The sequence below is a fragment of the Marinobacterium sp. xm-g-59 genome (genome assembly GCF_013283315.1).
GTDB lineage: Bacteria > Pseudomonadota > Gammaproteobacteria > Pseudomonadales > Balneatricaceae > Marinobacterium_E.
The window spans coordinates 211,157-224,797 of the sequence record NZ_WBYR01000003.1 but is presented as its reverse complement, the minus strand read 5'-3'; the positions used below and the strand labels follow the sequence as shown (position 1 = coordinate 224,797).

Genomic DNA, 13,641 nt, shown 5'->3' with positions numbered 1-13,641 from the left:
GATGAAGGTTCGAAACTTAGGTTGTTCAGGAGGCTTGGCAGAGGGGCTGTTCACCACCAGCTTTCTATTGGATGAGCGCACACTCTTAGATGGTGGCACTGGGGTTGGTCGGCTTAGCTTAGCGCAGATGAACCAGATCGAAACGGTGCTGCTGACCCATGCCCATATGGATCACATAGCGGGTGTCGCCATGATGCTCGCCTCTCTTTCCGAGCATCGAAAAAAGCCAGTTATCTTAGCGGCACCTAAAGAGGTGTTAGAGGCGGTTAAGGCGCACATATTGAACTGGGTGATCTGGCCAGACTTTTCAAAAATACCCAACGAGCAGACACCGGTTCTTGAATATCTAGAGCTAGAACCTTTTCAAACATTGGAGTTAAACGGCTATCAGGTGATGCCGATCCCGCTTTCGCATACGGTGCCGAGTTATGCCTACCGGATCAGCAGAGGGGAGGGTGCTTTCTGCTTTTTTGGTGATACCGGACCAACCGAGCTGGTGTGGCAAGCCCTGAATCAGCAGCCGGTCTCAGATATCTTCATAGAGCTCTCCTACCGAAATGACTCTGCCGAACTGGCTGGAATCAGTAAGCACTACACATCGGTTACTTTGGCAGAGGATTTGGCCAAGTTAGACGAGCCCAGCAAGGTGCATATCATGCACCTAAAACCGGGAGTGGAAGATCAAATCATTGCAGAGTTTTCTGAATGCTCTAAATCACTGCATCACTGCTTCGATCTCTGCCATGAGATCGAAGCCTTCAACATTTAACGCGTTTCATCGACCTTGCCGGTGCCACTGATGGGCCAACCTGCTACCGCTTGTGCAATGAGCAGCAAGACAAGCGTGAGCATCGGCAGAGTCCAAGCTTGTTGCCAGTCGTAAAGAGCGCCGATCAAACTCGGAGCAATGCTAGCGAGCAGATAACCGACCCCTTGGACCATGGCTGACAGAGCGGTTGCTTGGCGCATATCATGCGATTTCATCGCGATCAGAGCCAGCGCAAGTGAGAGCGAAGCCCCACCATAGGTACCTAAACAAGCGACCCACAAGTAGCGACCTTCAATGGGCGCTAGCCATATTCCAAAAACGCCCACCAATCCGATTAAGGTGATGATCGCGACAATGCTGCGTTGCGTCGGCAACTTAGCCGCTATCATAGGAGTTAACAGTGCAGCCGGTATACCGATCATGGTGAAGATGGCGGTCATCAATCCCGCTTCTGCATCACTTAACCCTGCATCCATAAAGATGCGTGGCAGCCAGGTAGCCAATACATAGAACTGAATAGACTGCAGTCCCATGAAAGAGGCCAAAGACCAAGCTCGTGGTAAACGCCAAACGCTGCTGCTGACGCTGGTCGGTGCAGCGGGTTTAAACTTAACCCGCAACATCGGCAGCCAGACCAATAGAGCAATAATCGGCAGAATAGCCCAAACGATCATAGGCACATGCCAGTCATCAAAGGCATCTCGCATCGGTATCGCGGAGTAGAAGCTAAACGCGGCCCCTGTGGTTAGCACCAGTGTATAGACACCGGTCAGTGAGCTCGCGTTCTCTGGGAAGAGTCCCTTAACCAGTGATGGAATCAGTACATTCAAAATGGCGATGCCGGCTCCTAGTGCTAGTGTGCCAGAGACCATCATCCCATAGTCGCCAAAGAGGCGCGCCGCTGCTCCTATGCCAAGAGTCAGCAGAGCAAGTGCCACGACTTTCATCGGTGCTAAACGGTTAGCAACCCAGGGCACGACCAGAGAGAATGAGGCAAAACAGAGCAGTGGCAGTGTCATCAAGAAGCCGAACGCAGCTGCTGAAATCCCCAGGTCCGACCGAATATCCTCGACCAGCGGGCCGATAACGACTAGGCCGCCGCGAAGGTTGGCTGCGGCCAGCATCAAGGCAAAGATCGCCGCAAAAAAACTGAGGCGATCTTTGAAGTAGTTATTACCCATCAGTTCGATGGGCTTCTGAACAGACCGATTGACATGCGGGACCACTGTTCTGGCCAGAACTCCGTGGGGCGTTTCTTGAAGTCCGTTCTAACGTACTGGCGAATGCGACCTTCAGCCGTTGCCAAAATCAAGTTGGCGGTAGAGCCGGCTGGCAGCTGGGTACGAATACCCTCTTTCAATTCGGCTTCGCGTAAGGTCTGCTTGATTTGCGTCTCGATACGCTCGAACAGTTGATTAATTTGACCGCGCAGACGCTCATTTTCGCCCGAAAGAGCATCACCACCAAGCAGTCGGCACATCCCTGGATTGCGCTCTGAAAAGGCGAGTAGCAGGGTAATGATCTGCTCAACCTGACGAACAGCGCTGACATCGGATTGTGTGATGGTCTTAATGCGTGTGAATAGGGCCTGTTCGATAAATTCGATTAGCCCTTCAAACATGCGCGCTTTACTTGGGAAGTGGCGGTAGAGTGCCGCTTCTGATACCCCAACATCTTTTGCAAGGGCCGCCGTGGTAATACGTTGTCCTGGATTGACCTCCAGCATCTGGGCGAGTGCTTGGAGAATTTGGTCGCGTCGTGAAATTTTGGTCTCGCTCATGCTTCCACCTTCAACGATTTGTTAGAGATCAGGGTGCCGACACCTTCGTCAGTGAAGATCTCCAGCATGCAGGAGTGCTCGACACGACCGTCGATGATGTGCGCTGAAGTCACGCCTGATTTTACCGCACTCAATGCACAGTCGATTTTAGGCAACATGCCGCCGTAGATCGTGCCGTCGGCAATCAGAGCATCGACCTGTTGGGTTGAGAGGCCTGTTAACACCTCGCCCTCTTTGTCCATCAATCCCGCAATGTTGGTCAGTAGGATCAGCTTCTCTGCCTGAAGAACTTCTGCAATTTTACCCGCGACTAGGTCCGCGTTGATGTTGTATGAGGCACCGTCTGTACCAACCCCAATAGGGGCGATGACTGGGATGATGTCCGAATCTACTAGCATCTCTAGAACGCTGACGTTAACACGCTCAACTTCACCGACGTGGCCGATATCGATGATCTCGGGTGCTTCCATCTCTGGCGTCTTGTGTTTTACTTTCAACTTGCGTGCACGAAGCAGGTCGCCATCTTTACCGGTCAGGCCGATCGCTTTACCGCCAGCGGAGTTGATGAGGCCGACAATCTCTTTGTTGACCATGCCGCCCAGCACCATCTCAACCACGTCCATGGTTGCCGTATCGGTGACACGCATACCATTAATGAAGTGAGATTCGATCTTCAATTTGTCGAGTAGATCACCAATCTGTGGGCCGCCCCCGTGCACAACAATGGGATTTAGTCCAATCAATTTCAGCATAACGATGTCGCGTGCAAAGCTGGCTTTTAGCTTCTCATCGGTCATGGCGTTGCCGCCGTATTTAACGACGATGGTTTTACCGACGAAGCGTTGAATATAGGGAAGCGCTTCAGAAAGGACGGTGGCGGTCGAGATCGCTTGTTGGCGTGTTAATGGCATGGTGAAAAAACCTCTAAATCAAATGTAAAAATTAGTGACGACCCGAAGAGCCAAAGCCGCCTTCGCCGCGATCCGTCTCAGTAAACTCTTCGACAAATTCAAAATCAGCTTGAACCACAGGAACCAAAACTAACTGTGCGATGCGCTCGCCTGGCTCAACTGTGAAAGTGGTTTGACCACGGTTCCAGCACGAGACAAATAGCTGGCCCTGGTAGTCAGAATCGATCAAGCCAACCAGGTTGCCAAGCACGATGCCATGCTTATGCCCCAGGCCAGAACGTGGAAGAATCATTGCGCAGAGGCTAGGGTCTTCAATAAAGATCGACATGCCGGTTGGAATCAGTTCGGTTTGGCCTGGCTCTAGAGTCAGCGGCGCTTCAACACAGGCACGAAGATCCAGACCCGCTGATCCAGTGGTGGCGTAAGTTGGCATGGGAATCGAGTCACCTAGGCGCTTATCTAGGATTTTTACTTGTAGCTTTTGCATATCAATCCATCAATTGTGAAATGTGTGAAATGAGTTGTTCGGCCAATTCGCTCTTACCGGCTTTGGGAAGAGGGAGTTCGCCGTTAGGTCCAACCAGAATGACTTCATTCTGATCAGCATTAAATCCAATATCGGCTTGCGAGACGTCGTTAGCAATCACCAGATCCAGCCCTTTGCGAACCAGTTTGCTGCGAGCGTACTCAACGAGATTTTCAGTCTCAGCAGCGAAACCGATCATTAGTGGGCGCTCAGGTTGCCCGGCAATGGTAGCGATGATGTCTGGATTCTTGGTTAATAGAATCTCCATCACCTCTTCGGCCCCTTTCTTGATCTTCTGCTCTGCGACCAGTTGCGGACGGTAATCGGCCACAGCAGCGGCGCCAATGAAGATGTCAGCTTGTTCTGAAGCAACCAAAGCGGCTTCAAGCATCTGCTCTGCTGACTCGACATCAACTCGTCGAACCCCTTTAGGCGTTGGCAGTGATACAGGCCCTGCGATCAAGGTGACATTGGCACCCGCTTTAGCGGCTGCTGAAGCCAGTTCGAATCCCATTTTGCCTGAGCTGTGATTCGAGATGAAACGAACAGGGTCGATCGCTTCACGGGTAGGACCAGCGGTAATCACAACGCTCTTCTCATTGAGCGGACCGTTCGCAATTAGATTGGCGCAACTGGCTAGGATATCAGTGGGCTCAATCATGCGACCAGGCCCAGTGTCACCACAGGCCTGTTCACCCGAACCAGGTCCAAAGATATTGACGCCTTGAGATAGCAACGTCTCTAAGTTCTGCTGGGTGCGAGGGTCACGCCACATAGCCTGGTTCATGGCTGGCGCTAACGCGATAGGCGCGTCCGTCGCTAGACAGAGGGTTGTCAGCAAGTCGTTTGCCATGCCGCCTGCAAATCGAGCCATAAAGTCAGCCGTCGCTGGCGCTACGATGATGAGATCCGCCCAACGGGCCAGCTCAATATGCCCCATGCCCTGTTCAGCTTCCGGATCGAGCAGAGACTGATGCACAGGGTTGCCCGATAGCGCTTGTAGGGTCAGCGGGGTGATGAACTCAGCACCTGCATCCGTTAAAACAACGCGTACCTCCGCGCCGACTCCTTTGAATAGACGCGTCAATTCAGCTGCTTTATACGCTGCAATACCGCCAGTGATACCGATCAAAATGTGGCGGTTAGTAAGTCTATGCATACCTCGAAAGCCTTATAAACAGTGACAATGTTTAAATTGAATTATCTTCTATACTGGGATCAGAGTATAGCGAAATATCGTTCATCACAGGGAGGTGATATGAAAATTTTGGATTGGCCAAGTTCAGAGAGGCCGCGTGAGAGACTATTGCAACAGGGCGCATCGGCGCTGAGTGATGCTGAACTCCTGGCCGTTTTTGTAGGGCAGGGGTTACCGGGCTGCAATGCCGTCGATCTTGGCCGTCAATGGTTGGATCAAGCGGGTAGCTTAAATGCACTGCTCAATAGAGAGTGTGAAAGCTTTATCGATTTGGCCGGCGCCGGCCTTGCTCGGTACGTTCTGCTTCAGGCAGCTCTGGAGCTGGGGAAACGCTACCTAGCCAGTGAAATAGCACAACGTTCGGTGATCGAGAGTCCGGAATCGGTTAAGGCCTATCTTAGCCATGAGCTGGCCGGCGCCAGCCGAGAGCACTTCGGCTGTCTGTTTCTGGATGCACAGCATCGAGTGATTAAATGGCAGGTGCTCTTTTCTGGTACGTTAAATGCGGCTGCGGTCTACCCCAGAGTTATTGTTGAAGCGGCGCTGTCGCTCAACGCCTCAGCCATTATCCTCGCCCATAACCACCCCTCAGGCGTCTGCGAGCCCTCGATGGCCGATCAAACCATTACCCAAAGAATCTCAGAAGCGCTAGCTCTGATCGACATCAAAGTGCTCGATCATCTGATCATAGCGGGCAGCCAATCGATGAGCTTTGCAGAGCGGGGGCTGCTATAGGTCACGGTTTGCCTACGGCAATTCGTTCCTACAGGGTGGGGGTTGCGATGATGCGTCGCGGTTTGCCTGTGGCAATTTGTTCCTACGGGGTGTGGGATGTGATGATGTGTCACGGTTTACCTGCGGCAATTCGTTCCTACAGGGTGGGGGTTGCGATGATGTGTCGCGGTTTGCTTGTGGCAATTTGTTCCTACGGGGTGGGGGTTGCGATGATGTGTCGCGGTTTGCCTGCGGCAATTCGTTCCTACAGGGTGGCGTTGTAGGAGCGAATTTGAGCGAAGCGAAAAACCGCGAAAATAAAAAACCGCGCATAAAATCGCAAAACACAAACAAATACCGCAAACATAAATTACATAACTCAAGGATGAGTCATGATTAAAAAACCAGGTTACAGTTCGTTAAGAAAAGGCCGTGTTTCGATTCCAGGGCAGATTTATCATCTAACCACGGTGACGCTGGGGCGCCAGTGCTTTTTTGAAGATTTTCATGTGGCTCGATCTCTAGTTAAATGCCTGCACAGTCAACAGATTGAGAGTCTGGCCTATGTCATAATGCCCGATCATTTCCATTGGCTAATTCAACTCAATGAACACTCAGGTTCAATTTCACATGTGATGAGAAAAGTTAAGCTGAGTTTGGTTAAAGGTCAGGGTATCAGCTGGGAAAAAGGCTTTTATGATCGAGCGATTAGGCGATCGGATGATATTGAGAGTATTGCTAGATACATTGTGATGAACCCAGTAAGAGCGGGTTTGGTAACAACAGTCAGAGAATATCCGCATTGGGATGCCATATGGCTTGATTAGACGTGTCACGGTTTGCCTACGGCAATTTGTTTCTTCGGGGTGTGGGTTACGATGATGTGTCACGGTTTGCCTGCGGCAATTCGTTCCTACAGGGTGGAGGTTTCGATTGGGTGTCACGGTTTACCTGCGGCAATTCGTTCCTACGGGGTGTGGGTTACGATGATGTGTCACGGTTTACCTGCGGTAATACGTTCCTACGGGGTGTGGGTTACGATCATTTGTCACGGTTTACCTGTGGCAATTCGTTCCTACGGGGTGTGGGTTACGATGATTTGTCACGGTTTACCTGCGGTAATTCGTTCTTGCGGGGTGGGGGTTGCGATCATGTGTCACGGTTTACCTGCGGTAATTCGTTCTTACGGGGTGGCGTTGTAGGAGCGAATTTGAGCGAAGCGAAAAACCGCGAAATCTAAAAACCGCGAACAAAACCGCAAAACCACGATCTCACATCACTCCTAAGATTGAACAAAAAACAGACAAAAAGGTGGCGTTTGGGGTGGTTCTTCTGTAATATCACGCGCCTCTGTCTCATTGGTACGGGATTTCTGTCTCGTTTTCGGACGCTCCGCCTGAGATTGCCAAGGTTTTCGTTATGAAAGTGGCATTCAATAAATATCTGACAGAGTAAAAGAAAACACTATTAACTGAGGTTTTAAAATGTCTCGAGTATGTATGGTTACTGGCAAATCCCCAGTAACAGGAAACAACGTTTCCCACTCACAACGTAAAACACGTCGTCGCTTCCTACCAAACCTGCACTGGCACCGTTTTTGGGTAGAGAGCGAAAACAAATTCGTTCGTCTACGCGTATCTTCTAAAGGTATGCGCATCATCGACAAGAAAGGCATCGACGCTGTTCTTGTTGACGTTCGTAAAAATGGCAACAAAGTCTAAGCATAAGGAGCTAAGTCATGGCTAAAGGCGCACGCGAAAAGATCCGACTAGTCTCTTCTGCAGGTACTGGTCACTTCTACACTACAGATAAGAACAAGCGTAACACTCCGGACAAATTCGAATTCAAGAAATACGATCCGGTTGTTCGTAAGCACGTTATCTACAAGGAAGCTAAGATCAAGTAATTGATACAGCATCCCAAAGATACCCGCATTCGGTTACACTGATGCGGGTATTTTTTTGCCCAGCGTTTACCCATTTAAGGATGTTCGCATGACTAAGTCATGGATGAGTGTTGTACCTTTTGCATTTGTTCTGCTTTGGAGCACCGGCTTTATCGGTGCTCGATACGGTTTGCCCTATATTGAACCGTTTAACTACCTATTTATCCGTATGCTGTTCACGTTGGCGGTCTTCTTTTTATTGATTCAGATCTTCCGTGGACGTTGGCCGAGCTGGGATGTCGCTAAACATCAGTTGGTTACGGGATCGTTGATTCATGCAGGCTATTTGGGTGGCGTATTTGCAGCCATCAAGTTGGATATGCCGGCCGGTGTAACGGCGATTATTGTCGGTCTGCAGCCGCTACTGACCGCCTTTATCTCACAGATATGGCTCAAGTCGAAGTTGAGCCCTATGGGTTGGGTTGGGTTGTGGCTTGGCTTGATCGGCGTCGTGACAGTGCTCTGGTCAGGTGTGGCGGATGAGGAGATTACCCTTACGGCGGGAGCGATCACGGCCGCCTTGGTGGCACTCTTTGCGATCTCTATTGGCACCCTCTATCAGAAACGTTTTGGTGGGGGGGCGGATCTTCTTACTGGATCGTTCATTCAATACGTGATGACGGCGATTATCATGGGCGCTTTAACCTTCGCTTTTGAGACTCAAGAGGTGGTTTGGCACATTGAGTTAATTGGCGCGTTGACCTGGTTGGTGCTTGGTCTGTCGCTCTCTGCTATTTTGCTATTGATGTTGATGATTCGTGAAGGTGAGTCAGCCAAAGTAGCCAGCTATTTCTATCTTGTTCCGCCCGCAACAGCGCTAGAAGCTTGGTATCTGTTTGATGAGCGTCTGTCGATGCTAACCTTGGTGGGTGTGGCTGTGACGGTGCTAGGTGTCTTTTTAACCCAACGTGCGGCTAAGGTGAGTTAAGTGCCAGAGTTACCCGAAGTAGAGACAACACGACGAGGCATAGAGCCGCACATTGATCAGCAGCGTGTGGCCGATTTTGTGGTGCGTGAGCCTCGTTTGCGTTGGTCTGTGCCTAGTGAAATTCCTAAAAACATCGTTGAAAAAAAGGTTAATAGCGTCGAACGTCGAGGAAAATATATCCTGATACGTTTTGATGAGGGCGATCTCATGGTGCACTTGGGTATGTCAGGTAGCTTGAGAGTTCTTCCCAAAGGAACAGAACCGGCCAAACATGATCATGTGGATCTCGTGATGGAAAATGGCTTGTTGGTGCGCCTAACCGATCCTCGCCGTTTCGGTTCTGTGCTCTGGCAACCCAAAGGTGAGACGCACAAGTTATTGGAGAAGCTAGGCCCAGAGCCTCTGTCCGATGCATTTAACGTGGATTATCTGTTTAAGGCGTCACGTAATCGCTCTCTAGCCATCAAGCAGTTCATCATGACCTCTGAAGTCGTCGTCGGTGTTGGCAACATTTATGCTAATGAGTCTCTCTTTAGAGCGGGTATCGATCCGCGTAAGCCGGCGGGTAAGGTGTCAAAACAGCGTTATGAGCGTTTGGTCGGCGAGATTAAGAGCGTGCTTGAGTACGCCATCACGCGCGGTGGTACTACCTTAAGGGATTTCCTCTCCAGTGACGGCAAGCCAGGTTATTTTGCGCAAGAGCTCTCGGTCTACGGTCGAGGCGGTGAGGCCTGTAAATCCTGTGGCTCGACGCTTAAAGAGATTCGTCAGGGTCAACGGGCGACGGTATTTTGTCCTAGGTGTCAGCGTTAATGAGCTTTAGGCAGGCGTTCCCCGTTGAGACGGTAGAGCAGAAGGCTCGTCGTCAGGGGTTGGGTATTTCGGATGCGCTGACACATCGTGAAGTGTGGCGATTGGATGCCAGCATTAATGTCGAGATCTACCCTGTCTCGCACAGCGCCCCCAATATTCTGTTTCTCGCAGGGATCGGCACCTATGTCGAGCTCTATGCTGAATTAGCTGTAGCCCTTAATCAGCAGGGTTTTAATGTGATTGCGGTCGATCCTCCGGGACACGGCTACTCTGCAGGTAATCGCGGTCGATATACTGTTGAACAGTTCCAGCATCACCTTTCCCATGTGCTGAATGCCCTTGAATCCCGCTTTACCGGTCCATGGTCCGTCTATGGTTACTCGATAGGGGCTGTCACGGCGGTTGCGTTGGCTGAGCTAGATCAGCGCATTCAATCGGTGCTCTGTACCACGCTGCTGTTAGGGCAAGAGCCTCCCGATATGATGTATGCCTTGGGTTGGAGCTGGACTCGCTTCAGCGCTCTGTGGTTTCCCAATATGCGCCTGCCACTTAAGAGCTTTATCGATTTTGAGTCGCTTCTGGGTGATCACCCCGCAGGGCCCTACATCAATGACGATCCATTGATTATCTTTGACTACCCTCTGGCAACGCTTGCTTCACTGTTTACCCATCAAGCTGGGATTGCTGATTCGGTGTTCCCATTTACATTGATCAATCTGCAAGGTGATCATGATGAGGTGTTATCCAAAGAGTATGCGCTACGTGTGGCTAATAGGATTAAGCAGCCGATGCATTTGGAGTTCATTGAAGGGGCTGGGCATATGATGCCCTGGGATGATCCCGAGGATCTGGCGCATCGCATCGCATTGCTGTTGGGCAAATAGCAGGCAAAAAAATAGGGCGGCCACTCCATGGCACGCCCTGTTGGAAGACTTTCCTTGCAACCTAGTCGCGTCCTGCGATGTCCCTGTGTTGCTTTACTTCCATTGAAACCAATCCTTGGTCTCACCGGGTCAATCCATGACCTCAGTTATTCCGTGGTGCGTACTTTAGGGATTGAGATAGGGTTTGTATATAGTCATAACAGCTAAAAAGAGGTTATTTAGATATTATTTAGTTATATGTAAATAACCAAAGCCATTTTTGTGTCGATTTGTTGGTCGGCGGGTTAGTCTTGCCGCCATCTTGAGCGTTATACTTGTTAAAAATCATCTACTAATGAGGTGTCTCGTGGCATTCGATCCTAGCCAACGCATTTTTCCACTCACTCGCATGCGTCGTATGCGTGCTAGCACTTTCTCTCGTGATTTGATGCGTGAGAACCAGCTGACAGCCCAAGATCTGATCTACCCAATGTTTGTGATTGAGGGCGAAGGTGAGCGTGAAACGGTCCCCTCTATGCCGGGTGTTGAGCGACTCAGCATTGATCTGCTTGTTGATGCCTGTCAGGAAGCTTATGAACTAGGTATTCCTGCCGTGGCTCTATTCCCAGTCACACCTGCATCCGCTAAGTCTGAAATGGCCGAAGAGGCATTCAATCCAGAGGGTTTGGCACAGCGTGCCGTGCGAGCGATCAAAGCAAAATTACCAGAACTGGGTGTGATTACTGACGTTGCGTTGGATCCATTTACTACCCATGGACAGGACGGCATCATCGATGAAGAGGGTTACGTACTCAATGACATCACTGTTGATGTATTGGTGAAGCAGGCGCTCTCACACGCTGAAGCGGGCGCTGATGTGGTGGCCCCGAGTGATATGATGGATGGCCGTATTCAGGCGATCCGTGAAGCGCTAGAGGCCGGTGGTCATGTCAATACTCGCATCCTTGCCTACTCTGCCAAGTATGCAAGTGCTTACTACGGTCCTTTCCGTGACGCAGTAGGCTCTGCCGGTAATCTTGGCAAAGGCAATAAATACAGCTACCAGATGGACCCTGCTAACAGCGATGAAGCCCTGCACGAGGTTGCTCTCGATCTAGCTGAGGGTGCTGATATGGTGATGGTAAAACCGGGTATGCCCTATCTTGATATCGTGCGCCGTGTGAAAACTGAGCTACGTGTGCCTACCTATGCTTACCAAGTGAGCGGCGAATATGCGATGCACATGGCGGCGTTTCAAAATGGCTGGTTGGATGAGGAGTCGGTGATGATGGAGTCACTGCTGGCATTCAAACGAGCAGGTGCCGATGGCATCTTGACCTACTTTGCCGTTAAAGCGGCACGCCTGCTTAAATCGAAGGCTTAACCGCTGTTAAGTGATCTGCCTCTGTTGCGATTTGAAATCATCCAGCAGAGGCGCAAATCCGGCTTTGTAGTCCTGGTATCGACAGACAAAGCCACTCTCCCTCATCGCTCTGTTAGCGATGCGTTTATTCCCGCCACGCTGTATCGGCTCCTGATGATGGGCTGCCACGCCCAGTTGCTCTGCAAGCCACTTGGTAATCTCATGAATCGGTGCTGGGTGACCGTCGCTGGCTAAATAGAGTTCTTTCAGTGGTTGTTGGTCGATCGCTTTGCCAATTAAGTGCACAACAAAATCGGCCAAGTCGTCACTGTGTATACGATTGCTAAAATGAGTCGGCGTCTCTAACGCAATGGTTCCACTGAGGATGCGTTTTAGAAGGTGGGTACGGCCAGGGCCGTATATGCCGCTGCTGCGGATCAGGGTGCAAGCTGATCGCTGTTTAAACTGTGATTCGCCTTCCAAAAGTAGAACGGAGTGCGCCGTGTTAGGTTCAGCAGCGCTGAATTCATCAATCCACTCACCACGGTTTTGAGCATAGACGCCGGTTGAGCTAACCACAAAAGAGCGTATCGGTGCAGTTGGCAGTGCTTTTAATATGGCAGCCGGGGCATCGACGTATATCTGTCGGTAGTGCTCAATATCGCGTGATTTTGCGGCGGCCGAGAAGATGACGTAATCGACTTCTGGAAGGGGCGGGAGATTTTCAATTTCATAAAAGTCGCACGCTATTGGTTGTACGCCTTCCGATAGCTGGTCTATATTACGTCTAAGACCATAGACCTTATGTTGTTGACTGATGAGCTTGGTTGCAATGGTATTGCCCAAGTCACCACAGCCAATGATTAGAAAACGTTTCGACACGGTAGTGTTCTCCCTTTAGTCGTTAAAGATTACCAGAGGATCGAAAATGACGCTTACAGAACTTCGCTACATCGTCACGCTAGCTCGTGAACAGCACTTCGGCCATGCCGCCGAAAAATGCTTTGTCAGTCAGCCGACGCTCTCTATCGCCGTTAAAAAGCTGGAAGATGAGCTCGGTGTCGCGTTGTTTGAACGCAGTAAAAACGCCGTACGCGTGACGCCCATAGGTGACAAAGTAGTGCGTCAAGCACAGCGCGTATTAGAGCAGGCTGAAGCGATTAAAGAGCTCTCCCGTGAAGGTAAAGATCAGCTGGCTACCCCGTTACGTGTGGGTGCGATTTACACCATCGGTCCCTACCTTTTCCCTCGTCTAATTCCCGAAGTTCAGCAGATTGCACCGCAAATGCCTCTCTACATCGAGGAGAATTTGACCGAAGTTCTTCGAAGCAAAATACGCACTGGTGAGTTGGATGCGATCATCATCGCGTTGCCTTTCCATGAGCCCGATGTGCTGACTCGGGCGGTTTATGATGAGACCTTCAGTTTAATTACTCCAAAAGGGCATGAGCTGAGCAAAGCGGGCTCAGTGGACTCTCAGAAGTTGAACGAGCTGGATATGCTGCTGCTAGGTGAGGGGCACTGTTTCAGGGATCAGGTACTAGAGGCATGCCCAAGCTTGAATCAGTCGTTCCATGATCAACACAGAGTCACTGAAGGCAGTTCACTAGAGACCATTCGTATGATGGTCGCCTCTGGCTTAGGAACCAGCGTGTTACCAGAGTCGGCTTTAGCGAACCACCCCTCCAATGCGTTGGTTGATATTGTGCCGTTCAATGATCCCAAACCGATGCGATCGGTTGCTGTTGCTTGGCGTGCCAGCTTCCCTCGTCCACAGGCGATTGATGTGTTGGTTGATGCCATCGCTAAGTGCCGAGCGTTGGATAGTTAA

16 protein-coding genes are annotated in these 13,641 nt (G+C 50.7%); 10 read left to right on the top strand and 6 right to left on the bottom strand.

The genetic code is table 11. The features are described from left to right. The first annotated feature begins 1 nt into the window (after position 1). Positions 2-769 carry an MBL fold metallo-hydrolase gene (locus XMG59_RS05505; RefSeq protein ID WP_173481868.1) on the top strand — a complete coding sequence of 256 codons (768 nt, stop codon included), beginning with the start codon at positions 2-4 and terminating at the stop codon, positions 767-769. Here the strand turns inward: XMG59_RS05505 and XMG59_RS05500 are convergent. From XMG59_RS05500 to coaBC, 5 genes are read right to left on the bottom strand one after another with little or no spacing between them, the layout of a single operon-like run. Continuing rightward, positions 766-1,995 (bottom strand): MFS transporter, encoded by a 1,230-nt coding sequence (locus tag XMG59_RS05500; protein ID WP_173498332.1) that lies wholly within the window; start codon positions 1,993-1,995, stop codon positions 766-768. The two genes, XMG59_RS05505 and XMG59_RS05500, sit on opposite strands and share 4 nt — an antisense overlap. Next, positions 1,950-2,549, bottom strand: a complete 600-nt coding sequence (gene slmA, locus XMG59_RS05495; protein ID WP_173495357.1) for a nucleoid occlusion factor SlmA — start codon at positions 2,547-2,549, stop codon at positions 1,950-1,952. The genes XMG59_RS05500 and slmA overlap by 46 nt, the downstream gene beginning before the upstream one ends. After that, on the bottom strand, positions 2,546-3,460 hold the full coding sequence (gene argB, locus XMG59_RS05490) for an acetylglutamate kinase (RefSeq protein WP_173484169.1): 915 nt from the start codon (positions 3,458-3,460) through the stop codon (positions 2,546-2,548). Before argB ends, slmA begins: the two co-directional genes overlap by 4 nt. 31 nt (positions 3,461-3,491) lie before the next feature. Then, on the bottom strand, positions 3,492-3,947 hold the full coding sequence (dut, locus tag XMG59_RS05485) for a dUTP diphosphatase (RefSeq protein ID WP_173481872.1): 456 nt from the start codon (positions 3,945-3,947) through the stop codon (positions 3,492-3,494). A 1-nt stretch (position 3,948) separates the two neighbouring features. Next, positions 3,949-5,145: a bifunctional phosphopantothenoylcysteine decarboxylase/phosphopantothenate--cysteine ligase CoaBC gene (coaBC, locus tag XMG59_RS05480; RefSeq protein WP_173495356.1), complete on the bottom strand. Its 1,197-nt coding sequence runs from the start codon at positions 5,143-5,145 to the stop codon at positions 3,949-3,951. Positions 5,146-5,244: 99 nt separating this feature from the next. Between coaBC and radC the strand changes: the two genes are divergently transcribed. The 8 genes from radC to hemB all read left to right on the top strand — a co-directional run bounded on the left by radC (position 5,245) and on the right by hemB (position 11,831). Then, positions 5,245-5,919 carry a DNA repair protein RadC gene (gene radC / locus XMG59_RS05475; protein WP_173481874.1) on the top strand — a complete coding sequence of 225 codons (675 nt, stop codon included), beginning with the start codon at positions 5,245-5,247 and terminating at the stop codon, positions 5,917-5,919. A 371-nt stretch (positions 5,920-6,290) separates the two neighbouring features. Then, a complete protein-coding gene (locus XMG59_RS05470; RefSeq protein ID WP_173481875.1) occupies positions 6,291-6,725 on the top strand; it encodes a transposase in 435 nt (144 codons plus the stop codon). 657 nt (positions 6,726-7,382) lie between these two features. Next, complete coding sequence (gene rpmB / locus XMG59_RS05465) at positions 7,383-7,619, top strand: 50S ribosomal protein L28 (RefSeq protein ID WP_173481876.1); 237 nt, start codon at positions 7,383-7,385, stop codon at positions 7,617-7,619. Positions 7,620-7,636: 17 nt separating this feature from the next. Beyond that, entirely contained in the window at positions 7,637-7,804 is a 168-nt protein-coding gene (gene rpmG / locus XMG59_RS05460) for a 50S ribosomal protein L33 (RefSeq protein WP_027854336.1), read from the top strand. 88 nt (positions 7,805-7,892) lie between these two features. Next, positions 7,893-8,771, top strand: a complete 879-nt coding sequence (locus XMG59_RS05455; RefSeq protein ID WP_173481877.1) for a DMT family transporter — start codon at positions 7,893-7,895, stop codon at positions 8,769-8,771. Next, a complete protein-coding gene (gene mutM / locus XMG59_RS05450) occupies positions 8,772-9,584 on the top strand; it encodes a bifunctional DNA-formamidopyrimidine glycosylase/DNA-(apurinic or apyrimidinic site) lyase (protein WP_173481878.1) in 813 nt (270 codons plus the stop codon). After that, on the top strand, positions 9,584-10,468 hold the full coding sequence (locus tag XMG59_RS05445) for an alpha/beta hydrolase (protein WP_173481879.1): 885 nt from the start codon (positions 9,584-9,586) through the stop codon (positions 10,466-10,468). The genes mutM and XMG59_RS05445 overlap by 1 nt, the downstream gene beginning before the upstream one ends. 346 nt (positions 10,469-10,814) lie before the next feature. Next, entirely contained in the window at positions 10,815-11,831 is a 1,017-nt protein-coding gene (gene hemB / locus XMG59_RS05440) for a porphobilinogen synthase (protein WP_371731467.1), read from the top strand. A 6-nt stretch (positions 11,832-11,837) separates the two neighbouring features. On the opposite strand, the gene XMG59_RS05435 is transcribed toward hemB, so the two are convergent. Further along, positions 11,838-12,692 carry an NAD-dependent epimerase/dehydratase family protein gene (locus XMG59_RS05435; protein WP_173482625.1) on the bottom strand — a complete coding sequence of 285 codons (855 nt, stop codon included), beginning with the start codon at positions 12,690-12,692 and terminating at the stop codon, positions 11,838-11,840. 46 nt (positions 12,693-12,738) lie between these two features. On the opposite strand from XMG59_RS05435, the gene XMG59_RS05430 reads away from it, so the two are divergent. Further along, positions 12,739-13,641 carry a hydrogen peroxide-inducible genes activator gene (locus XMG59_RS05430; RefSeq protein WP_173482624.1) on the top strand — a complete coding sequence of 301 codons (903 nt, stop codon included), beginning with the start codon at positions 12,739-12,741 and terminating at the stop codon, positions 13,639-13,641.

Bases quoted from the DNA above. Each gene is read 5' to 3' on its own strand.
- XMG59_RS05505 (WP_173481868.1), top strand. From the start codon at position 2: ATGAAGGTTCGAAACTTAGGTTGTTCAGGAGGCTTGGCAGAGGGGCTG.
- slmA (WP_173495357.1), bottom strand. From the start codon at position 2,549: ATGAGCGAGACCAAAATTTCACGACGCGACCAAATTCTCCAAGCACTC.
- argB (WP_173484169.1), bottom strand. From the start codon at position 3,460: ATGCCATTAACACGCCAACAAGCGATCTCGACCGCCACCGTCCTTTCT.
- dut (WP_173481872.1), bottom strand. From the start codon at position 3,947: ATGCAAAAGCTACAAGTAAAAATCCTAGATAAGCGCCTAGGTGACTCG.
- coaBC (WP_173495356.1), bottom strand. From the start codon at position 5,145: ATGCATAGACTTACTAACCGCCACATTTTGATCGGTATCACTGGCGGT.
- radC (WP_173481874.1), top strand. From the start codon at position 5,245: ATGAAAATTTTGGATTGGCCAAGTTCAGAGAGGCCGCGTGAGAGACTA.
- XMG59_RS05470 (WP_173481875.1), top strand. From the start codon at position 6,291: ATGATTAAAAAACCAGGTTACAGTTCGTTAAGAAAAGGCCGTGTTTCG.
- rpmB (WP_173481876.1), top strand. From the start codon at position 7,383: ATGTCTCGAGTATGTATGGTTACTGGCAAATCCCCAGTAACAGGAAAC.
- rpmG (WP_027854336.1), top strand. From the start codon at position 7,637: ATGGCTAAAGGCGCACGCGAAAAGATCCGACTAGTCTCTTCTGCAGGT.
- XMG59_RS05455 (WP_173481877.1), top strand. From the start codon at position 7,893: ATGACTAAGTCATGGATGAGTGTTGTACCTTTTGCATTTGTTCTGCTT.
- XMG59_RS05445 (WP_173481879.1), top strand. From the start codon at position 9,584: ATGAGCTTTAGGCAGGCGTTCCCCGTTGAGACGGTAGAGCAGAAGGCT.
- XMG59_RS05430 (WP_173482624.1), top strand. From the start codon at position 12,739: ATGACGCTTACAGAACTTCGCTACATCGTCACGCTAGCTCGTGAACAG.